Consider the following 20,807-nt stretch of genomic DNA (forward strand, 5'->3'; position numbering starts at 1 on the left):
GACGTGACGTGGCGAACGACGCCAGCACCGTTTTCGACGTAGTCATTCTCGGAGGCGGAAGCGGCGGTTACGCCGCGGCGCTCCGCGCCGCTCAGCTGGGCCTGAGCGTCGCCCTGGTCGAGAAGGGGGAGCTGGGCGGCACCTGCCTGCACCGCGGCTGCATCCCGACCAAGGCTCTGCTGCACGCCGCCGAGATCGCGGACGAGACGAAGGAGGCCGCCGAGTTCGGCGTTCTGGCCACCTTCCAGGGCATCGACATCAACGGCGTCCACAAGTACAAGGACGACGTCATCGCCGGCCTGTACAAGGGCCTCCAGGGCCTGGTCGCCTCCCGCAAGGTCACCTTCATCCAGGGCGCGGGCAAGCTCTCCTCGCAGACCTCGGTGGACGTCAACGGCCAGCGCATCGAGGGCCGCCACATCGTCCTGGCCACCGGCTCCGTGCCGCGCTCGATCCCGGGCCTGGAGATCGACGGCAACCGCGTGATCTCCTCGGACCACGCGCTCAAGCTCGACCGCATCCCGAAGTCGGCCGTCATCCTCGGCGGCGGCGTGATCGGCGTCGAGTTCGCCTCGGTCTGGAAGTCCTTCGGCGTCGAGGTCACCATCGTCGAGGCGCTGCCGCACCTCGTCCCGCTGGAGGACGAGAACTCCTCCAAGCTGCTGGAGCGCGCGTTCCGCAAGCGCGGCATCAAGTTCGAGCTGAAGGCCCGCTTCTCGGGCGTCGAGTACACCGAGGCCGGTGTCCGCGTCTCCACCGAGAACGGCAAGCAGATCGACGCCGACCTGCTGCTCGTCGCCATCGGCCGCGGCCCGGTCTCGTCCGGCCTCGGCTACGAGGAGAACGGCGTCGCGATGGACCGCGGCTACGTCCTGGTCGACGAGTACATGCGCACCAACGTGCCCACCATCTCGGCCGTCGGCGACCTCGCCCCGACCCTGCAGCTGGCCCACGTCGGCTTCGCCGAGGGCATCCTGGTCGCCGAGCGCCTGGCCGGCCTCAAGCCGGTGCCGATCGACTACGACGGCGTCCCGCGCGTGACCTACTCCAACCCCGAGGTGGCCTCCGTCGGCATCTCCGAGGCCAAGGCCGTCGAGCTGTACGGCAAGGAGAAGGTCGTCACCCTCAAGTACAACCTGGCCGGCAACGGCAAGAGCAAGATCCTGAAGACCGCCGGCGAGATCAAGCTCGTCCAGGTCAAGGACGGCGCCGTGGTCGGCGTCCACATGGTCGGCGCCCGCATGGGCGAGCAGGTCGGCGAAGCTCAGCTGATCTACAACTGGGAGGCCCTGCCGGCCGAGGTCGCGCAGCTCATCCACGCGCACCCGACCCAGTCCGAGGCCCTGGGCGAGGCGCACCTGGCGCTGGCCGGCAAGCCGCTGCACGCGCACGACTGATCACGCCACCACCCCCCATTTCCAGTACGCAAGACTTGATAGGAGTCGCTGAAACCATGGCGGTCTCAGTAACACTGCCCGCGCTGGGCGAGAGCGTTTCCGAGGGCACCGTCACCCGTTGGCTGAAGGCCGAGGGTGAGCGTGTCGAGGTCGACGAGCCGCTGCTCGAGGTGTCGACCGACAAGGTCGACACCGAGATCCCGTCGCCGGCCTCCGGCATCCTGGCCTCGATCAAGGTCGGCGAGGACGAGACCGTCGACGTCGGCGCCGAGCTGGCGATCATCGACGACGGCTCCGGTGCCCCGGTCGCCGCCGCGGCCCCGGTCGCCGAGGCCGCGCCCGTCGCCGCCCCGGCCCCGGTCGTGGAGGCGCCCGCCGCCCCCGCCCCGGTCGCCGCTGCCGCCCCGGCGGCCCCGGCTGCCGCTCCGGCCGCCGACGCCACCCCGGTCCTGCTGCCCGCGCTGGGCGAGTCGGTCACCGAGGGCACCGTCACCCGCTGGCTGAAGGCCGAGGGTGAGACGGTCGAGGTCGACGAGCCGCTGCTCGAGGTCTCCACCGACAAGGTCGACACCGAGATCCCGTCGCCGATCGCCGGTGTCGTGGTGAAGATCCTGGTCGGCGAGGACGAGACCGCCGAGGTCGGCGCCCAGCTCGCGCTGATCGGTGCCGCGGGTGCCGTCGCCGCCGCCCCGGCCCCGGTGGCCGCTCCGGCTCCGGTCGCCGCGCCCGCTCCGGTCGCTGCTCCGGCCCCCGTCGCCCCGGCTGCTCCGGCCCCCGTCGCCGCCGCTCCGGCCCCGGTGGCCCCGGCCGCGCCCGCTCCGGTCGCCGCTCCGGCCCCCGTCGCCCCGGCCGCGCCGGCTGCCCCGGTGGCCGACGCCGGTGACGCCTACGTCACCCCGCTGGTGCGCAAGCTCGCCGCCGAGCACGGTGTCGAGCTGTCCTCCGTCGCCGGTACCGGCGTCGGCGGCCGCATCCGCAAGCAGGACGTCGTCGCCGCCGCGGAGGCCGCCAAGGCCGCCCCGGCCCCGGTCGCCGCCGCCGCTCCGGCCGCTCCGGCCGCTGCGCCGAAGGCCGCCGCCGCGCCGTCCGCCCTGCGCGGTCAGACGGTCAAGATGACCCGCATGCGCAAGGTCATCGGCGACAACATGCTGAAGGCGCTGCACGAGCAGGCCCAGCTGACCAGCGTGGTCGAGGTGGACGTCACCAAGATCATGTCGCTGCGCGGCAAGGCCAAGGAGGGCTTCCTCGCCCGCGAGGGCGTCAAGCTGTCCCCGATGCCGTTCTTCGTCAAGGCCGCGGCCCAGGCGCTGAAGACCCACGCGGTCGTCAACGCCCGGATCAACGAGGCCGAGGGCACCATCACCTACTTCGACACCGAGAACATCGGTATCGCGGTGGACTCCGAGAAGGGTCTGATGACCCCGGTCATCAAGGGTGCGGGCGACCTCAACATCGCCGGCATCTCGAAGAAGACCGCCGAGCTGGCCGCCAAGGTCCGCGACAGCAAGATCACCCCGGACGAGCTGTCCGGCGCCACCTTCACCATCAGCAACACCGGCTCGCGCGGTGCGCTGTTCGACACCGTGATCGTGCCGCCGAACCAGGTCGCCATCCTGGGCATCGGTGCCACCGTCAAGCGCCCGGTGGTCATCGAGGCCGACGGCGGCACCGCCATCGGCATCCGCGACATGACCTACCTGTCGCTCTCCTACGACCACCGCCTGGTGGACGGCGCCGACGCCGCCCGCTACCTGGTCGCGGTCAAGGAGATCCTGGAGGCCGGCGAGTTCGAGGTCGAGCTCGGCCTGTAAGGCACCACTGCTGGTCCGCGGTTTCGGCTGCACGGAGCCCCGCGTCGTCCCCGGACGGCGCGGGGCTCCGCCGTTGCCCGGGGCCGCCCGTCGTGCGCCTGCTTCCGGCCGCGCCCGCTCGTCTCGGGCTGCGACGAACACGCCTGGCTGCGTCGAACATCACCAGCGTTTCGCCGGGCCGTGGCATGCGCGGGGGCTGGCGAACGGGGATGCTGGAGCGGTGATGGACGAGACCGACTTCTGGCAGATGATCGACGAGACCCGGGAGGACGCCGACGGCGATCCGGACGAGCAGGCCGACCGGCTGGTGGAACGGCTGGTCCAGCTGACCCCGGACGACGTCATCGACTTCGCCCGGCTGTTCGAGGCCCGGTTCCAGCGGGCCTACCGCCACGACCTCTGGGGCGCCGCCTACCTGCTGCTGGACGGCGCCTCCGACGACACCTTCGACTACTTCCGCTGCTGGCTGATCGGCCAGGGCCGGGACGTCTTCGAGGGCGCTCTGTTCGAACCGGACGACCTGGCGGACCTGCTGCCCGAGTTCGACGAGGAGGAGGACGGCGAGGCCGAGGACCTCGGCTACGCCGCCGACGAGGCGTACGAGCAGCTGACCGGGCTGCCGCTGCCCGAGGTGGGCGGGCGGCAGTCCGGCCGACCGGCCGGGGCCGCGCTGGACTTCGACGACCCGGACGTCATGGCGAAACGGTTTCCCAAGCTCTGGGAGCGCTACGGGGATTAGGACGTGTCAGACACGCCCACGGCATGAGCGGGGCCGGACGCGTCAGGCGGTGCTGCCGCCGCCGGACGTGCCGTCCTGCCTGACGCCCTTGAGGATCTGGTCCAGCACGGACGCGTCCGGCGCGCTCGGGGTGTCGTCCACCCCGCCCTCGAACACCACGAAGCCGCCGCCCTTGGCCGGGACGGCCGCCAGCAGGACGTAGCCCTGGGTGCCGTCCGCGGTGCGGATGTGCCAGCGCACGGCGTAGCCGGCCACGCCCGCGACGCTCGTGTAGCCGGAGCCGGAGTCGGTGTGCGAGCTGATCCCGGTGAAGATCTGGCCGGCGTACGCGGGCATCGTGGCCTCGGCGGCCGTCTTGGCGGTGACGCCCTGGACGGTGTCCTTCTCGACCGAGAACTGGCCGCGGATGCAGGAGCTGCCGTCCGGGCAGGAGTAGCGGCCGGTGCCCAGGTAGACCGTGGAGTGCGGGGAGTTGGGCGCCACGTCCCAGCCGTCGAACACCGGGACGGTGATCGCGTGCTGGGTGTCCGGGACGGTGCTCCTGACGGTCGGCGCCGGCTTGGGCGCGGGCGTCGGGGTGGGCGTCGGGGCGGGCGTGCCCGCCGTGGGGCTCGGGGCGGGGCCGGCGCCCCGGGTGATGGTGACGGTCGGGTTCGGGGCCGGGTCGGCCTGCGGGGAGCCGCCGCTGAGCGCGATCCCGGCGACGGTCCCGCCCACGGCGAGGACGGCGACCGCGATGCCGACGACCAGGCCGGGCCTCACCCGGCGGGGCGCCGACTGCTGCGGGTAGCCCGGCGCCGGGTAGCCGTAGCCCGCACCCTGGGCGGGGTAGCCGTCCTGCGCCGGGTAGTAGCCGTCCTGGCCCGGGTAGCCGTAGCCCGGGGCGGGGGCGCTGCCCGGGTAGCCGTAGCCGGGGGCGTCCTGCGGGCCGCCGTAGCCGTACCCGGGCTGCCGGCCGGGGGGCTGCCAGCCCTGGGTGGGGGCGTCGGCGAGGTGGCCGACGCCGCCCTGAAGCGGGCGTACCTCGCTGGTCCAGGCGTTGCCGTCCCACCAGCGCTCGTGACCGGGGGTGCCGTCCGCACCGGGGACCGGGTACCACCCGGGGGGCGTCGAGTTGCTCACGGCCGTACGGTACCCGGCGGGGTGCTGGTCCAGACAGAGCGGATCGGTCACGACTCTGCACCACCCGCCACACCTGACTGACCGTCAGATGTGGCGGGTAGCAAGGCCGGTCGGGCAGGTCAGTCCGCCAGGCGGCGGGCCATCCAGATATCGTCCACGTAGGACCCGTCGATCAGGAACTCCTCCGCCAGCGAGCCCTCGACGACGAAGCCGCAGCCCTCGTAGAGGCGGCGGGCCGGGGTGTTCCAGCCGAGCACCCGCAGGGTCAGCTTGCGCGCGCCCGCGGCCCGGGCGGCCTCGCAGGCCGCCTCGACCAGGCGCCGACCGACGCCCCGGCCGCGGACCGTGCCGTCGACGACCAGGCCCTGGATCTGCCGGACGTGCCGGTTGCTGGCCAGCGGGGTCGGCGGGACCTGGCGGACGTAGCCGACCACCCGGCCCGCCAGGAGGGCGACCAGGTACTGCTCCGGGGTGTGCCGTTCGTCGAAGACGCCGTCCTCCTCGGGCGGCTGCGGGGAGACGTCGGCCAGCGGGGACCAGGCGGCACGGTTGAGAACGGCGAGTTCACCCTCGTCCTCAGGCTGAGCTGGGCGGATGATCAGATTGTCCTCGTGCATGCGCGTCATGCTAATGAGACGCATGCCGACATGACAGGGCTTCGGGAACTGGGAGGATGGACGCATGCGCATCGCTGTCACGGGCTCCACGGGATTGATCGGTTCGGCTCTCGTCCGCTCCCTGCTGGCGGACGGCCACGAGGTGGTCCGGCTCGTCCGGCGCCGCTCCAGGACGGGCCCGCAGCCCGACGGCAGCACGGCCATCGGCTGGAACCCGCTGCTCGGCCAGGTCGATCAGGACGGACTGGCCGGGGTCGAGGCGGTCGTGCACCTGGCCGGCGCCGGAGTCGGCGACCACCGCTGGACGGACGCCTACAAGCGGGAGATCCGGGAGAGCCGGGCACTCGGCACCGAGACGCTGGCCGTCGCACTGGCCGCGCTCAAGGAGCCGCCCCGGGTGCTGGTCAGCGCCTCCGCCGTCGGCTGGTACGGGCAGACCGGCAACCGGGTGATCGACGAGGACTCCCCCGCCGGCGACGACTTCCTGGCCGAGGTCTGCGTGGAGTGGGAGGCGGCCGCGCGGCCGGCCGAGCTGGCCGGCATCCGGGTCGTCCACCCGCGCACCGGGATGGTGCTGTCCGCGGCCGGCGGGGCCGGGGCACGGCTGTTCCCGCTGTTCAAGCTGGGGCTGGGCGGGCGGCTCGGCGACGGGCGGCAGTACTGGAGCTTCATCTCGCTGGCCGACCAGGTCGCCGCGCTGCGGTTCCTGATCGACCGGGACGACCTCTCGGGCGCCGTCAACCTCACCGCGCCCGACCCCGTCACCAACGCCGAGCTGACGGCGGCGTTCGGGCGGGTGCTCCGGCGGCCGACCCCGTTCCCGGTGCCGGAGGCGGTGCTCAAGGTCGTGCTCGGCGAGCTGGCGGTCGAGGTGGTCGGCAGCCACCGGGTGGTGCCGCGGCGGCTGCTGGACGCGGGCTTCCGCTTCGCGCACCCGGACGTGGACGCGGCGGTGCGCGCGGCGCTGTGAGTGGCGGTGCGCGCGGCGCCGTGAGTGGCGGGGTGAGTAGCAGTGCGCGCGGCGCCGTGAATGGCGCTGGGATGGTGCGCACGGTGCTGTGAGTGACGCCGGGGGCGACCGGCGGCGCGGAACCCTGCGGTCCGCCGCGGGGCTCCGGCACGGGCTCCGCCGCAGGGCTCCGGTACGTCCCGCTGCGTACGGCGGCTACGGCATTCGCGCTGGCCAGGGGCATATGCCGGGCGGAGATCGGGTGGGGGTCGGACGGGGCTCCGGGAGGGGGCGCACGGGAGCACACACCAGGCGCGTCGCACGCCCCCGGTGACCGTGCGCGCCCGCCGACCCCGGAACCCGGCCCCAACGGCGCACTGTCCGTGACCGCGCTCCCGTCCGGTGCCGCACGCCCCCTCTCGCCCCTTGGATCGGGCCCGATGCGCTTGTCTGATGCTCACACTGACTGGGCATCACACCGTCGGACCGTGTCCCGGCACCCCGCTGCCTGCGTCGGCCGGAGCCCCGGGACCAGGGAGGGAGCACGCCAGTGCCCACATACGACTTCACCCGCCGCGCCCGCCGCCCGTCCGACCCTGACGTCATCGTCATCGGCGCCGGACTCGCCGGCCTGGCCGCCGCACGCACGCTCACCGGTCGCGGCCTCACCGTGCAGATCCTGGAGGCCACGGACCGGATCGGCGGCCGGATGGCCACCCGCGAACTGGACGGATTCCGGCTCGACGACGGCAGCCACCTGCTGAACACCGCCTTCCCCGAACTCCGCCGCGTCCTCGACCTCGACCGCCTCGACCTGCGCCCGCTCGCCGCCGGAGTCCTCGTGCACAGCGCCGGCCGCCGCTACCGCACCGGGGACCCGCAGCTCACCACCGCCCGGCAGGCCGCCACCCGCGCCCCACTCGGCAGCCCGCTGGACAAGGCCCGGCTCGGCAGCTGGCTCGGCCGGCTCGCCACCACCCCCGCCAGCCGCCTCAAGGCCCGCCCGGAGACCACCACCGCCCGCGCGCTGGCCGGCCACGGGCTCGCCCCGCGCACCCTCGACGGCTTCCTGCGGCCACTGCTCAGCGCGCTGCTCAGCGACCCCGCCCTCGGCACCAGCAGCCGGATCGCCGACCTGGTCCTGCGCTCCTACGCACGCGGACGGCTCTGTCTGCCCGCCGGCGGGATCGCGGCCGTGCCGGCCCAGCTGGCCACCACCCTGCCCGCCGGCACCGTACGCACCGGGGTGCAGGTCACCTCGATCACCGCCGACGGCGTGGAGACCGTCGCCCACGGGCGGATCGGCGCCCAGGCCGTCGTCCTCGCCACCGACGCCCGCTCCGCCGCCGAACTGCTGCCCGGGCTACGGCTGCCGGACTTCCACCCCGTCACGACCTTCTACCACGCGGCCGACCGCACCCCGCTGGGCGAGGCCGTCCTGCTGCTCGACGGCGACCGGCCCGGCGGGCAGCCGCCGCTGGTCTCGCACTCGCTGGTGCTCAGCGAACTGCACCCCTCCTACGCCCCCGCCGGGCAGGCACTGATCGCCACCACCGTGCTCGCGCGGCGCTCCTTCGACGCGGGCGGCCCGGCCGGGCTGGAACCGGCGGTCCGGGCCCGGCTCGCCGAGCTGTACGGCACCTCGACCACCGGCTGGCAGTTCCTGAACGTGCGGCACGTCCCGGACGCGCTGCCCGCGATGCCGCCGCCGCACAACCCCCGGCGCCCGGTGCGGGTGCTGGCCGGGCTGTACGTCGCCGGGGACCACCGGGACACCAGCACCGTGCAGGGGGCGCTGGTGTCCGGGCGGCGGGCGGCGCAGGCGGTGCTGCGCGACTTCGGCGTCCCGGCCGACGCCCGGGAGGCCGAGGCGGCGGCCTGAGCCCGTCGGGCTCTCGGCTCTTGGCTCTTGGCTCCCGGGACACGCTGACGACCTGCCGATGGGTGACGGAGCGGCGACGTGCCAGGATGCCGACATGACCGCTCATCGGATGATTTACACCGTACGGCCGGCTGCGCGGTGAGCGCCGCCGTCCAGCCGGTGGCCCTGATCCTGATCCCCGCCGCGGCCGTCGCCGCGCCGCTGCTCGCCGACCGCCTGCTGCGGTGGATCGCCGTCCCGACCGTCGTGTTCGAGATCCTGCTCGGCGTCCTGATCGGCCCCGACGTCCTGAACTGGGCGCACGTCGACGAACTGGTCAACGCGCTCTCCCAGTTCGGCCTGGCCATGCTGATGTTCCTGGCCGGGTACGAGATCGACTTCGCCAAGCTGCGCGGCGGCCCGCTGAAACGGGCGGGCACCGCGTGGCTGGTCTCGCTCGTGGTGGCGCTCGGCGTGGGCGCGCTGGTCAACCGGGACCCGCTGAACGGCGCCTTCGCCGGGCTCGCGCTCACCACCACCGCCCTCGGGACCATCCTGCCGATCCTTCGCGACTCCGGCGAACTCCCCACCCCCTTCGGCTCGTTGGTGATAGCCACCGGGGCGGTCGGCGAGTTCGGGCCGATCATCGCGATCGCCATCCTGCTCAGCGGCAACTCCCCGGTCCGGACGGCCGTCATCCTCGGCGCCTTCGCGGTGATCACCGCCGTCGCGGTCCTCGGCGCACGCCGCCCCCGGCCCGCCTGGGCCACCCGGCTCATCGAGCGCACCCTGCGCACCTCCGGGCAGTTCGCCGTCCGGGCCGTGATCCTGGTGCTCGCCGTCATGGTCGCCGCCGCGATCTGGCTCGACCTGGACATGCTGCTCGGCGCCTTCACCGCCGGGATCGTCTCCCGGCTGCTGCTCTCCGACATCCGCCGGGCCGAGGAGGAGGTGATCGAGGCCAAGCTGGAGAGCATCGGCTTCGGTTTCCTGGTGCCGGTGTTCTTCGTGGTCAGCGGGATGAACTTCGACCTGGCCGCCCTGCTGGACGATCCCGGCACGATACTGCTCGTCCCGGTGTTCCTGCTGCTGCTCCTGGCCGTGCGCGGACTGCCCGCCGGGCTGCTCGCCCCGGCCGGACTCGGCCGGCGGGACCGCACGGCGCTCGGGCTCTACGGCGCGACGGCGCTGCCGCTGGTCGTGGTGATCACCACCATCGAGGTGGACGACGGCCACCTGCCGTCCTCGACGGCGGCCGCGCTGGTCGGCGCCGGCATGCTCTCGGTGCTGGTGTTCCCGCTGGTGGCGCAGCGGGTGCGCGGCGGCAGCGTCCGGCCGCCCGCGCCGGAGGCCGGGCAGCCGCGCGTCCGGGCCGAGAGCTGGTGAGCCGCTTCGCTCCCGCCCGTCGCCGGGGCGGTCCCACCCGCCGCCGGGGCACTCGGATCCGGTGCCGGTGCCGGGCGGACGGGCCCTTCGGCCCGGGGCGGACCCGGGCCGGACGGGTTTCCAGGGCCGCCGGGGCTCGCCCGGTCGGCCCCTCTTCGACGGGTCCTCAGATCACGCCGGCCTGGCGGGCCGTCTCCTCGAAGGCGCGGGCCACCGGGCTGCCCCGGTAGGGGGTGAGGCGGCGGTGGAAGTCCCGGACGTACTCCAGCGAGCGGGCCGAGCGCATCTCCCCCGCCGCCCGCAGCGCGTCGGTGGCCATGGTGCAGGCCTCGTCGAGGTCCCCCATGCCGAGCCGGGCGGTGGCCAGCACCAGCCGGCAGAAGATCCGGCTGCGCGCGTAGGCGGGTGAGCGCAGCCGCAACGACTTCTCGGCGTGCTGCGCGGAGGTGCGCCACTGCTGGAGGTCGCGGTAGCAGTGGGCGAACTCGTCGGAGAGCTGGGCCTCGTCGAAGTACCGCGCCCAGGAGGGCAGTTCGTCGCCGACCCGGGCCGCTGCGAGTGCCCGCTCGGAGCGCACCAGCGCGGTGGTGCAGGCCCGGACGTCGCCCAGCAGGCCGTGTCCGCGCGCCTCGGCGGCGTGCATCAGCGACTGGACCACCGGCGGCACGGCGGTGCCCACGCCCTGCTGGGCGACCCTGGCCAGTTGGACGGCCTCCCGGCCGTGGCCCAGGTGGACGGCCTGCTGGCTCATCGTCACCAGGACGTACCCGCCGAGCGCGCGGTCCCCGGCGGCCTGGGACAGGCGCAGCGCCTGGACGAAGTAGCGCTGGGCGAGGCCGTGCGCGGCGATGTCGAAGGACGTCCAGCCGGCCAGCCTGGTCAGGTCGGCGACGGCGCCGAACAGCGCCCGGCCGATCTGCTCGCCGTAGCGGCCGCGCAGCATCGGCTCGGCCTCGCTCTCCAGGTAGCGGACCAGCGCCTGCCGGGCGTGCCCGCCGCCGTAGGCGTGATCGAGCGCCCGGAAGAGGTCGCCGACGGCTCGGATGGCGGCGATGTCGCCGCGGCCGACCCGCAGGGCGGGGCGCGACTCGCGGGCCGGTTCGGTGTACGGCGGCTCGACGGCGGTCGGCGGGCGCCGGCTCTGGGTGGGCACCCGGCCGATGGTGGGCCCGGCGGGGACGGCCGCGCCCGGGACGGGGCGCATGCCGGGGGCCCCGTGGTGGGCCTGGCCGCGCGCCGGGCTCGGAGGGGGAGCGCCCGGCGCGGGGGGCACGCTCTGGGCGGGCGCGGTGGATGCGGCGGATGCCGCGGTGCCGGCGGTACCGGCGGTGGCGGCGGGCGGACCGGTGGGCGGACCGGTGGCGACGTCGGGGCGGGCCATCGTCGAGCCGTCCCGGGCGACGCGCTCGTCCGTGCGGCCGATCAGCCAGTCCCGGCTGGGGACGACCAGGCCGGCCGGGGTGAAGGCGATCCGGCGCAGTTCGGACTGCGGGCCGTTGTCCTTGCGCCACATGCTCGCCACGATGTCCACCGCCTCCTGCGGGGTCTCGGCGAACTCCAGGCCCGCGTACACCGGGGCGCAGGCGTCCAGGCCGAGGTCCTGGGCGGTGAGGCGGCGGCCGAGGCGGCGGGTGAAGACCTCGGCGATCAGCGCGGGGGTGGCGCCGCGGGGCTGCTGGCCGCGCAGCCAGCGGGTGACCGAGGTCTTGTCGTAGCGCAGGTCGAGGCCGTGCTCCAGGCCGAGCTGGTCGACCCGGCGGGCCAGGCCCGCGTGCGAGAAGCCGGCCTCCTCGATGAGCGCGGCGAGTTGGCCGTTCTGCGGGGCCGGGCCGGAGTGCCCGGAGTGGCCGCCGACCGGCCCGGGGGCGGGGACGGCGGGTTCGTGCCGGTCGGTTGTGGCCTGCGCGGGCAGCCGCAGTTCGTCGGCGGTCGGGGCGTCGGCGGTCAGGGCGTCGGGGGCGTCCGGCAGGTTCCGGCCGACCGGGCCTCGGTGGTGGCCGAGCGGGTCGAGCGGTCCGTACGCCGGGCTGTCGGTTGCAGGCCGTTGGGGCATGTCAGTCAACACCTCTCGGACGTCGCACCGGGCTCTACCAGCACTTCGGCTGCCTGGGGCGGCGCCCCCTGTCGGGAATCGGCGTGAATGTAGCGAGCATTCGGGCGCTATGGGTGGATCTGACCGAGCAATCCTCCGAACGGGTGAAGCAACCGCGCCCATTGTGGGGAAGCGCGGTCGGCGCGGGTTTGGCCTTCCGCGGTCGAACCGTCGATCGCCCATCATGGCGGCGAACACCACAGCCCACCCGGATGCTGTGGTGGACCACCACATGGGAGCCGGGCCCCCGGATTTCCTAGCGTTCTCGGCCATGGACACCACTACAGCCCGCCCGCTCGACGGCCGGACGGCCCTGGTCACCGGGGCCGCCTCGGGCATCGGCCGGGCCTGCGCCGAGGCCTTCGCCGGGGCCGGCGCCCGGGTCTACGTCGTCGACCTCGCGGCCGGCCCGGCCCGGGAGCTGGCCGAGCGGATCGGCGGCCACGCCGTCGTCGCGGACCTCGCCGACCCGGAGGCCGTGGAGGCCCTGCCGGCCGACGCCGACATCGTGGTCAACAACGCCGGCCTCCAACACGTCGCGCCCGTCCACGAGTTCCCGCCCGACCGCTTCACCCTCATCCAACGCGTCATGGTCGAGGCGCCGTTCCGCATCCTGCGCCGCACTCTCCCGCACATGTACGAGCAGGAGTGGGGCCGGGTGGTCAACATCTCCTCCGTCCACGGACTGCGGGCCAGCGCCTTCAAGTCCGCCTACGTCACCGCCAAGCACGCGCTGGAGGGCCTCAGCAAGACCGTCGCCCTGGAGGGCGCCCCCTACGGCGTCACCAGCAACTGCATCAACCCGGGCTACGTCCGAACTCCCCTGGTGGAGAAGCAGATCGCGAGCCAGGCGCTCGCCCACGGCATCCGCGAGGACGAGGTCGTCGAGCAGATCATGCTCGAACGCACGGCCGTCAAGCGCCTCATCGAGCCCGAGGAGATCGCCCAACTCGCCCTCTGGCTCTGCTCCCCGCCCGCCTCCTACATCACCGGCGCCAGCCTCCCCGTCGACGGCGGCTGGACGGCGCACTGAGCGGCGGCACCTGGCCGTCCTCCCCAGGCCGACCCCCGGGACTATGTGGGCGGCCCACATAGTCCCGGGGAACGCGCCTCCCTACCTTGTGGCGACGTCCCCCGGGGCGGCGCCCCCGGGAACGACATTCCCCGGGGCGCCTCCCCGGGGGCGACATCCTCCCCCCGCCCGGAAGTGGTGACCATGAACGCCTCCGCACCAGCCACGGCAGCCACCCGCTCACTCCCTCGGGTCGTGGCCGCCAGCCTCATCGGGACCACCATCGAGTGGTACGACTACTTCTTGTACGGAACAGCGGCCGCGCTGGTGTTCAACAAGCTGTTCTTCCCGAACACCGATCCGCTGACGGGGACGCTGCTGTCCTTCCTCACCTACGCGATCGGGTTCGCCGCGCGACCGATCGGGGCCCTGGTGTTCGGGCACTTCGGCGACCGGATCGGGCGGAAGAAGCTGCTCGTCGTCAGCCTGCTGCTGATGGGCGGGTCGACCACGCTGATCGGGGTGCTGCCCACCTACAGCTCCATCGGGGCGGCGGCGCCGGTGCTGTTGACGGTGCTGCGCCTGGTGCAGGGCTTCGCGCTCGGCGGGGAGTGGGGCGGGGCGGTGCTGCTGGTGTCGGAGCACGGGGACCAGCGGCGGCGCGGGTTCTGGGCGTCGTGGCCGCAGGGCGGGGCGCCGGCCGGGAACCTGCTGGCGGCGGGGGTGCTGTCGCTGCTGACGGCGGTGCTGTCGGAGGACGCGTTCCTGTCGTGGGGGTGGCGGGTGCCGTTCCTGCTGTCGGCGGTGCTGGTCGGGGTCGGGCTGTGGATCCGGCTGGCGGTGGACGAGTCGCCGCTGTTCAAGCAGGCGCTGGCGGCCCAGCAGCAGCGGAAGACCGCCGAACAGCCGCCGCTGGTGGCGGTGTTGCGCAACCACTGGCGCGAGGTGCTGGTGGCGATGGGCGCACGGATGGCGGAGAACATCTCGTACTACGTGATGACCACGTTCGTCCTGACGTACGCCGTCACCCACGCGCACTTCTCCAAGCAGACCGCGCTGAACGCCGTACTGATCGGCTCGGCGATCCAGTTCGGGCTGATCCCGCTGTTCGGAGCACTGTCCGACCGGGTCGGACGCAAGCCGGTGTACCTGGTGGGCGCCGTCGGGGTGGGCGTCTGGGCGTTCGTCTTCTTCGGACTGGTGGACACCAGGTCGTTCGGACAACTACTGGTCGCGGTGACGGTCGGACTGGTCTTCCACAGCGCGATGTACGCACCGCAGGCGGCGTTCTTCTCCGAGCTGTTCGCCACCCGGATGCGCTACTCGGGCGCCTCGATCGGGGCCCAGTTCGCCTCGGTGGCCGCTGGCGCGCCCGCGCCGCTGATCGCGACCGCGCTGCTCAAGGACTACGGCAACGCCACCCCGATCTCCGTGTACGTGGCGATCGCGGCGGCGATCACCGTGCTGGCGGTGCTGTGCGGGCGGGAGACCAGGGGCAGCGACCTGGCGGACGTCGAGACGGCGGTGGAGGCGGAGGCCGCCGCCGTGGCGGCCAAGCCCGCCACCGCCTGACGGCGGAGCCGCTACGATCGCGCTTCCGCCGGACCCGACGCCGATTGGCGGCACGCACCATGAACCACCCTCACGAAAGCGCCGCGCCCGCGCTGCGGCGGCTGCTCGACCTGCTCGCCTCCGGCGCCGCCACCGAGGACTTCGCCGACGTGCTGGCCGACGCCCGCCGCCGCGGGGCGCCGGCCGCCGTCCTCGCCGAGATCGACGACGCCACCTGGCAGGCCCTGCGGGTGCACCGCACGCTGCGTCAGCACCGGCGCCGGGAGGCGGAGTTGACCGCGCTGTTCGACACCGCCGGGGACCTCGCCGCCTCCCGGGAGCTGGACACCGTCCTCCAGGCGATCGTCCGCCGCGCCCGGATGCTGCTCGGCACCGACACCGCGTACCTGACCCTGCCGGACGAGGCCGCGGGCGACACCTACATGCGGGTCACCGACGGCTCGGTCTCCGTCCTGTTCCAGACCCTGCGGCTCAGCCTCGGGCACGGCCTGGGCGGCCTGGTCGCGCAGACCGCCCGCCCGTACGCCACCCCCGACTACCGCACCGACGAACGGTTCCACCACACCGGCACGATCGACGCGGGCGTGCTCGACGAGGGCCTGGTGGCGATCATCGGGGTGCCGCTGCTGCTCGGCGGCGAGGTCATCGGGGTGCTGTTCGCCGCCGACCGCTCGCCCCGCGCCTTCTCCCCCGACGAGGTGGCGCTGCTGTGCACACTGGCCGCGCACGCCGCGATCGCCCTGGACACCGCCAAGTCGCTGGCCGACACCCGGGCCGCGCTCGCCGAACTGAACAGCGCCAACGAACTGGTCCGCGCCCACTCGGCCGCCGTCCAGCGCGCCGAGCAGGCCCACGACCGGCTCACCGACCTGGTGCTGCGCGGCGCCGAGGTCCCGGACGTCGCCGCCGCCGTCGCGGCCCTGCTGGGCGGCGAGATAGCGGTCCTCGACGCCGAGGGCGAGCCGCTGGCCGGGCGGTCCGCACCCGCCGGCGAACTGGCGGAGGCGGTCGCCGCGTCCCGGGCCGAGGGGCGGTCCGTCCGGCACGGCGAGCTGTGGGTGTGCGCGGTGCTGGCCGGGCACGACGCCCTCGGCACCCTGGTGCTGCGCGGACGCCCCGGCCTCGACGACGCGGACCGGCGGCTGTTCGAGCGGGCCAGCGTGGTGACCGCGCTGCTCCTGCTGCTGCGCCGCTCGGTGGCCGAGACCGAGAACAGGGTCCGCGGCGAACTGCTCACCGACCTGCTGACCGCCCCCGACCGCGATCCGGCCGGGCTCACCGCGCGCGGCCGCCGGCTCGGCGTCGACCTCGCCCGCCCGCACCTGGTCCTGGTCGCCGAACCGGCCGAACCCGCCGGGCCCCCCGTCCCCGACCGCGGCCGGCTGGCCGGCGCCGCCCGGCGGTACCTGTTCGGCTCCCGGGGCGTCAGCGCCGAGCACGGCGAGGCGGTGGTGCTGCTGGTCCCGGAGGCCGGCGACCCGGAGGAGGCCGCGCGGCAGGCCGCCGAGCGGCTGGCCCGGCTGGCCGGGTTCCCGGTCACCGTGGGCGCCGGCCGCCCGGCCGCCGGCCCGCCCGCGCTGGCCGCCTCGTACGCCGAGGGCCTGCGCTGCGTCCGGGCGCTGCGGGTGCTCGGCCGCGCCGGGGAGGGCGCCTCGGCCCGCGCGCTGGGCTTCCTCGGGGTGCTGCTCGGCGACGGGCACGACGTGGACGGCTTCGTCGGCTCGGCGCTCGGCCCGCTGCTCGCCTACGACGCCCGGCGCGGCACCGAACTGGTCCGCACCCTGCGCGCCTACTTCGACTGCGGCGGCAGCCTCACCCGCGCCAAGGACGAACTGCACGTCCACGTGAACACCGTCGTCCAGCGGCTGGACCGGGTCGAGGCGCTGCTCGGCCCGGACTGGAACCACCCCGAGCGCTCGCTCGAACTCCAGCTGGCGCTGCGGCTGCAACTGCTCGCGGGGGGCTGAGCGGTCCTCGCGGGGGAGCTGAGCAGTCCTCGCGGGGGGCCGAGCAGTCCTCGCGGGCGCGGCCCGTGCTGCCTCCTGAACGGCCCGTACGGGCGGCTGAACCGTCCGTACGGGCGTGGGCGTACAGTGGCGAGGTTGGTCTCGAACGCCTGGCAAGGAGCGGCAGCGGTGAGCGAGAACGTACGTTTCGTTCGAATGGGGACAGGCGAGGGCGCCATCGCCTACCAGGAGGCCTGGGAGGAGCAGCAGCGCCTGCACGCGCTGCGGGTCGCGGACGAGATCCCCGACACCGTGCTGCTGCTGGAGCACCAGCCCGTCTACACGATGGGCAAGCGCACCAACCCCGCCGACCTGCCGCTGGACGGCACCCCGGTGGTCGAGGTCAACCGGGGCGGGGAGATCACCTGGCACGGCCCCGGCCAGCTGGTCGGCTACCCCATCGTCAAGCTGCCCGACCCGATCGACGTGGTCGCCTACGTCCGCCGGCTGGAGGAGGCGCTGATCCGCGCCTGCGCCGGGTTCGGCGTCGGAACCACCCGGGTCGAGGGCCGCAGCGGCGTCTGGGTGCTGGGCGACTCCATCCCGGACGCCGTGGTGGACCCGGCGCAGGTGGTGGACATCGGCAAGCTGACCCTGCGGATGGGCCTGCCGCTGGGCATCGACCCGCGGCTGGCCGGCCCCGAGTACGCGCCGTCCAACGCCGGCCAGCGCGGCGACGACCGCAAGCTCGCCGCGATCGGCGTCCGGGTCGCCCGCGGGGTCACCATGCACGGCTTCGCGCTCAACTGCGACCCCGACATGACCTGGTTCGACCGGATCGTGCCGTGCGGCATCCGGGACGCCGGCGTCGCCTCGCTCGCCGGCGAGCTGGGGCGCGACTTCACCGTCGGCGAGGCGCTGCCGATGGTCGAGCGGCACCTGGCGGACGTGTTCGCGGAGCTGCCCGAACCCGCGCTCACCCGCTGACCCGGGCCCGGGTCCTCGCCCGGGTCCGCCCGCAGGCCCGCCCTCGGGTCCTGCTCCGGAATCTTCCCCGTGTCCTGTTCCGGGTTCTCCCCCGGGAATCTACCGGCCAGTAGCTCTGTTGCCCTGCGATTGCAGGGCAACAGGCCGCGCAAAGGCCTTACAAGCACAGGCGTACCCTGGGGGTACCCCGTCTAGTTCTAGGAGTCGCACGTGTCCGCTGTCGCGCCCGACGGCAGGAAGCTGCTCCGCCTGGAGGTCCGCAACAGCGAGACCCCCATCGAGCGGAAGCCCGAGTGGATCAAGACCCGCGCGAAGATGGGGCCGGAGTACAACGCCCTCCAGTCGCTGGTGAAGAAGGAGGGGCTGCACACCGTCTGCCAGGAGGCCGGCTGCCCCAACATCTTCGAGTGCTGGGAGGATCGCGAGGCGACCTTCCTCATCGGCGGTGACCAGTGCACCCGCCGCTGCGACTTCTGCCAGATCGACACCGGCAAGCCCGCCGATTTCGACCGCGACGAGCCGCGCCGGGTCGCCGAGTCCATCGTCACGATGGACCTCAACTACGCCACCATCACCGGCGTCGCCCGCGACGACCTGCCGGACGGCGGCGCCTGGCTGTACGCCGAGACCGTGCGCCAGGTGCACGCGCTGACCGCCGACCGCGAGAGCGGCCGCACCGGCGTCGAGCTGCTGATCCCCGACTTCAACGCGGTGCCCGAGCAGCTGGCCGAGGTCTTCTCCTCCCGCCCCGAGGTGCTCGCGCACAACGTCGAGACGGTGCCGCGGATCTTCAAGCGGATCCGCCCGGCCTTCCGCTACGAGCGCTCGCTCGACGTCATCACCCAGGCCCGCGCGGCCGGGCTGGTGACCAAGTCCAACCTGATCCTCGGCATGGGCGAGACCCGCGAGGAGGTCAGCCAGGCGCTGGCCGACCTCGTCGGCGCCGGCTGCGAGCTGATCACCATCACCCAGTACCTGCGCCCCTCCCTGCGCCACCACCCGGTGGAGCGCTGGGTCAAGCCGCACGAGTTCGTCGAGCTCCAGCAGGAGGCCGAGGAGCTGGGCTTCGCCGGGGTCATGTCGGGCCCGCTGGTGCGCTCCTCCTACCGGGCCGGGCGACTGTACCGGCAGGCGCTGGAGCGGCGCGCGCAGGCCGCGGTCTGATCCGGTCGGGTCTGCTGGGCTGGTCCGGTCGGTTGGGCCGGTCGGGTCAGCTGGTCCGGTTGGACCGGTCGGGTCGGTTGGGCTGGTTGAGCCGGCAGATCCTGCTGATCCGGTGCTTTTGAGCCATCCGGTGCGCAAGCGAAGGGCGGGGCCTCGGCTCCGCCCTTTCGGTTTCACCGCACTTTGACTGCCTGGTCACCGCCTGGTAACACGGGATGGTGACGATGGACTCGTTGCGATCGTTCGATTCTTCTCAGCCACGAGGGGAGCTGTTCGGCATGCGGATGCGCATCCGGTCGGTGGGGGTCGCGCTGCGGCTCGCCGAGAGCGTCCTGCTGGCGAGTGGCCAGCAGCAGGCCCGGCGCAACGCCTGGGCGGCGGTCTGCGAGAACCGCCAGTACGCGGCGGACCGCCGCCACGACGCGCGGGCGGCGACGTCACCGCCACGACGGTGACGCTCCCGACCCGACCGCGCCGGGGGCCGTCCACCGTGGCCGACGGTCGCTGTGCGCGACGGCGCAGGCCACACGAGTCACGGATCGAGGCGAACGGGTACCCGGGCTTGGATATCCCGTACCCGTGCCACGTACCATGAGCGTTATGGCGAGGGAAACATCCGAGAACCCCGGGCGACTGAAGCAGATCCGCCTGGCTTACACCATGACCAAGAAGGTCGACACCAAGATCGGCCTGATCATCGCCGGCGTCGGCCTGCTGACCTTCGGCGTGTTCCTCGCCATCGGCTTCGCAATCGACCACCCGATCTACCTGGGCATCCTGGGCTTCATCGTGGCCTTCCTGGCCATGGCGATCGTCTTCGGGCGCCGGGCCGAACGCGCGGCGTTCGGACAGATGGAAGGGCAGCCGGGCGCCGTTGCGGCGGTGCTGAACAACATCCGACGCGGCTGGAGCTCCAACTCCACCCCGGTCGCGGTCACCCGCAACCAGGACGCGGTCTACCGTGCGGTGGGCCGGGCCGGAATCGCGCTGATCGGCGAAGGCAACCCGAACCGGGTGCGCCAGCTGCTGGCCTCCGAGAAGAAGAAGATGGCCCGGGTCGTCGGCGACGTGCCGGTGCACGACATCGTGGTGGGTACCGGCGAGGGCGAGATCCCGCTCAAGAAGCTGCAGATCCACCTGATGCGACTGCCCCGCGCCATCACCGCCTCCCAGGTCACCGAGACCAACGACCGTCTGCGCGCCCTGGGCGACCTGCTCTCCAAGGCGCCGATCCCCAAGGGCCCGATGCCCAAGGGTGCCCGGATGCCCAAGGGCGGCCAGGCCCGCTGACGCTCCCCCGACCACAACACTGAACGGCCCCGCCGCGGAGATCCCGCAGCGGGGCCGTTCAGTGTTGTGCGGCAAGGTCGTCCGGCCCTGGGTCCGGACTGGGCCCGGACTGGGTCCGGGCCTCGCCAGATCCGGACCGGATCCCGACTAGATCCGGACCTCGACGGTGCCGACCGCCTTGTCGTGCAGACCGCGGGTGTCGCGGTCCCAGACCAGCGGCGGCACCACCAGGCAGAGCAGCAGGGTGCGCAGCAGCACCTGCGGGATAGTCGCGCGGCCGCCGCCCAGGCGGATCACCCGGAGGCCGAACAGCCGCTTGCCGACGGTCGTCCCGGTGGTGGCGAGCAGCACCGCCGCGACCAGGAAGTAGAGCGGGCTGGTCCACAGGTTCGCCTCGGCCGGGCTGCCCTTGCCGATCAGCCCGTAGGCGATCAGGGCGACCAGCCAGCCGTCCACGAACAGGGCGCCGATCCGGCGGCCGGGGCCCGCGATCGAGCCGGGGCCCTCCTTGGGGAGGCCGAGGCGCTCGCCGCGGAAGCCGAAGTCGGCTCCCATCTTCTCGGCGGCCGCCTTCGGGCCGTCGATCCACGATCCCAACGCTTCTCTGGTGTCCACGAATCCACACTAACCGGGCGACCCGTCCGCACCGCCACCGGCTCCCCCGAACGCCACGGGCGGGTGAATCGTGCCGCCGGAGCTTTCCAAGTGGTCCAGACCACTTGGAAAGAGCCGAGCCTGACGGCGGTGCGTTTTGCCCCGTCCCGTACAGCTTTGCCACCCGATCGGCGGGCGTGGTTAACATTTATGAAACGACCGGGTCACCGGCCGGAAACGGCCCGTTCCTAGGGTGAGCCCCATTCGC

At 73.6% G+C, this 20,807-nt stretch carries 17 protein-coding genes; 13 read left to right on the plus strand and 4 right to left on the minus strand.

The annotated features are described in order from the left end of the window. Positions 1-8 precede the first annotated feature (8 nt). The 3 genes from lpdA to ACFVTF_RS13675 all read left to right on the plus strand — a co-directional run bounded on the left by lpdA (position 9) and on the right by ACFVTF_RS13675 (position 3,947). Positions 9-1,397 (plus strand): dihydrolipoyl dehydrogenase, encoded by a 1,389-nt coding sequence (lpdA, locus tag ACFVTF_RS13665; RefSeq protein ID WP_363580954.1) that lies wholly within the window; start codon positions 9-11, stop codon positions 1,395-1,397. Positions 1,398-1,453: 56 nt separating this feature from the next. Continuing rightward, on the plus strand, positions 1,454-3,208 hold the full coding sequence (gene sucB / locus ACFVTF_RS13670; protein WP_387813231.1) for a 2-oxoglutarate dehydrogenase, E2 component, dihydrolipoamide succinyltransferase: 1,755 nt from the start codon (positions 1,454-1,456) through the stop codon (positions 3,206-3,208). Between the two features lie 223 nt (positions 3,209-3,431). Beyond that, positions 3,432-3,947, plus strand: coding sequence for a DUF4240 domain-containing protein (locus tag ACFVTF_RS13675; RefSeq protein WP_350885237.1), 516 nt, complete (start codon positions 3,432-3,434; stop codon positions 3,945-3,947). Between the two features lie 42 nt (positions 3,948-3,989). On the opposite strand, the gene ACFVTF_RS13680 is transcribed toward ACFVTF_RS13675, so the two are convergent. Beyond that, positions 3,990-5,069, minus strand: a complete 1,080-nt coding sequence (locus ACFVTF_RS13680) for a DUF2510 domain-containing protein (RefSeq protein WP_387813234.1) — start codon at positions 5,067-5,069, stop codon at positions 3,990-3,992. A gap of 119 nt (positions 5,070-5,188) precedes the next feature. Beyond that, entirely contained in the window at positions 5,189-5,686 is a 498-nt protein-coding gene (locus ACFVTF_RS13685) for a GNAT family N-acetyltransferase (protein ID WP_387813237.1), read from the minus strand. Between the two features lie 64 nt (positions 5,687-5,750). On the opposite strand from ACFVTF_RS13685, the gene ACFVTF_RS13690 reads away from it, so the two are divergent. The 3 genes from ACFVTF_RS13690 to ACFVTF_RS13700 all read left to right on the plus strand — a co-directional run bounded on the left by ACFVTF_RS13690 (position 5,751) and on the right by ACFVTF_RS13700 (position 9,882). After that, positions 5,751-6,656 carry a TIGR01777 family oxidoreductase gene (locus ACFVTF_RS13690; protein ID WP_387813240.1) on the plus strand — a complete coding sequence of 302 codons (906 nt, stop codon included), beginning with the start codon at positions 5,751-5,753 and terminating at the stop codon, positions 6,654-6,656. Positions 6,657-7,185: 529 nt separating this feature from the next. Next, positions 7,186-8,517: an NAD(P)/FAD-dependent oxidoreductase gene (locus ACFVTF_RS13695; protein ID WP_371516721.1), complete on the plus strand. Its 1,332-nt coding sequence runs from the start codon at positions 7,186-7,188 to the stop codon at positions 8,515-8,517. Positions 8,518-8,655: 138 nt separating this feature from the next. Continuing rightward, the gene (locus ACFVTF_RS13700) at positions 8,656-9,882 is read left to right on the plus strand and encodes a cation:proton antiporter (RefSeq protein ID WP_387813244.1); all 1,227 of its coding nucleotides are present in this window, start codon (positions 8,656-8,658) and stop codon (positions 9,880-9,882) included. 166 nt (positions 9,883-10,048) lie between these two features. On the opposite strand, the gene ACFVTF_RS13705 is transcribed toward ACFVTF_RS13700, so the two are convergent. After that, positions 10,049-11,935 carry a regulator gene (locus ACFVTF_RS13705; RefSeq protein ID WP_387813247.1) on the minus strand — a complete coding sequence of 629 codons (1,887 nt, stop codon included), beginning with the start codon at positions 11,933-11,935 and terminating at the stop codon, positions 10,049-10,051. 310 nt (positions 11,936-12,245) lie between these two features. Between ACFVTF_RS13705 and ACFVTF_RS13710 the strand changes: the two genes are divergently transcribed. From ACFVTF_RS13710 to ACFVTF_RS13740, 7 genes are all read left to right on the plus strand, one after another. Then, positions 12,246-13,007, plus strand: a complete 762-nt coding sequence (locus ACFVTF_RS13710; protein WP_387813250.1) for a 3-hydroxybutyrate dehydrogenase — start codon at positions 12,246-12,248, stop codon at positions 13,005-13,007. A 183-nt stretch (positions 13,008-13,190) separates the two neighbouring features. After that, positions 13,191-14,558, plus strand: coding sequence for an MFS transporter (locus ACFVTF_RS13715; protein WP_371516726.1), 1,368 nt, complete (start codon positions 13,191-13,193; stop codon positions 14,556-14,558). A 59-nt stretch (positions 14,559-14,617) separates the two neighbouring features. After that, positions 14,618-16,525: a GAF domain-containing protein gene (locus ACFVTF_RS13720; RefSeq protein ID WP_363622279.1), complete on the plus strand. Its 1,908-nt coding sequence runs from the start codon at positions 14,618-14,620 to the stop codon at positions 16,523-16,525. 195 nt (positions 16,526-16,720) lie between these two features. Next, the gene (gene lipB / locus ACFVTF_RS13725; RefSeq protein ID WP_371516727.1) at positions 16,721-17,491 is read left to right on the plus strand and encodes a lipoyl(octanoyl) transferase LipB; all 771 of its coding nucleotides are present in this window, start codon (positions 16,721-16,723) and stop codon (positions 17,489-17,491) included. 210 nt (positions 17,492-17,701) lie between these two features. Then, a complete protein-coding gene (gene lipA / locus ACFVTF_RS13730) occupies positions 17,702-18,655 on the plus strand; it encodes a lipoyl synthase (protein ID WP_363372114.1) in 954 nt (317 codons plus the stop codon). 278 nt (positions 18,656-18,933) lie between these two features. Beyond that, the gene (locus tag ACFVTF_RS13735; protein WP_371516728.1) at positions 18,934-19,110 is read left to right on the plus strand and encodes a hypothetical protein; all 177 of its coding nucleotides are present in this window, start codon (positions 18,934-18,936) and stop codon (positions 19,108-19,110) included. Between the two features lie 145 nt (positions 19,111-19,255). Next, a complete protein-coding gene (locus ACFVTF_RS13740; RefSeq protein ID WP_063347321.1) occupies positions 19,256-19,945 on the plus strand; it encodes a DUF4191 domain-containing protein in 690 nt (229 codons plus the stop codon). Between the two features lie 147 nt (positions 19,946-20,092). Here the strand turns inward: ACFVTF_RS13740 and ACFVTF_RS13745 are convergent, their stop codons facing one another. Further along, positions 20,093-20,560, minus strand: a complete 468-nt coding sequence (locus tag ACFVTF_RS13745) for an RDD family protein (RefSeq protein WP_387813256.1) — start codon at positions 20,558-20,560, stop codon at positions 20,093-20,095. Positions 20,561-20,807: the final 247 nt, after the last annotated feature.

Source organism: Kitasatospora sp. NPDC057940, from assembly GCF_042887425.1.
Taxonomy (GTDB): Bacteria; Actinomycetota; Actinomycetes; order Streptomycetales; family Streptomycetaceae; genus Kitasatospora.

What these genes read in the sequence shown, in the direction of transcription:
- ACFVTF_RS13735 (WP_371516728.1), top strand. Translation starts at nt 18,934, where the DNA reads ATGCGGATGCGCATCCGGTCGGTGGGGGTCGCGCTGCGGCTCGCCGAG.
- ACFVTF_RS13675 (WP_350885237.1), top strand. Translation starts at nt 3,432, where the DNA reads ATGGACGAGACCGACTTCTGGCAGATGATCGACGAGACCCGGGAGGAC.
- lipB (WP_371516727.1), top strand. Translation starts at nt 16,721, where the DNA reads ATGGGGACAGGCGAGGGCGCCATCGCCTACCAGGAGGCCTGGGAGGAG.
- ACFVTF_RS13690 (WP_387813240.1), top strand. Translation starts at nt 5,751, where the DNA reads ATGCGCATCGCTGTCACGGGCTCCACGGGATTGATCGGTTCGGCTCTC.
- ACFVTF_RS13705 (WP_387813247.1), bottom strand. Translation starts at nt 11,935, where the DNA reads ATGCCCCAACGGCCTGCAACCGACAGCCCGGCGTACGGACCGCTCGAC.
- ACFVTF_RS13715 (WP_371516726.1), top strand. Translation starts at nt 13,191, where the DNA reads ATGAACGCCTCCGCACCAGCCACGGCAGCCACCCGCTCACTCCCTCGG.
- ACFVTF_RS13685 (WP_387813237.1), bottom strand. Translation starts at nt 5,686, where the DNA reads ATGCACGAGGACAATCTGATCATCCGCCCAGCTCAGCCTGAGGACGAG.
- ACFVTF_RS13710 (WP_387813250.1), top strand. Translation starts at nt 12,246, where the DNA reads ATGGACACCACTACAGCCCGCCCGCTCGACGGCCGGACGGCCCTGGTC.
- sucB (WP_387813231.1), top strand. Translation starts at nt 1,454, where the DNA reads ATGGCGGTCTCAGTAACACTGCCCGCGCTGGGCGAGAGCGTTTCCGAG.
- ACFVTF_RS13720 (WP_363622279.1), top strand. Translation starts at nt 14,618, where the DNA reads ATGAACCACCCTCACGAAAGCGCCGCGCCCGCGCTGCGGCGGCTGCTC.
- ACFVTF_RS13740 (WP_063347321.1), top strand. Translation starts at nt 19,256, where the DNA reads ATGGCGAGGGAAACATCCGAGAACCCCGGGCGACTGAAGCAGATCCGC.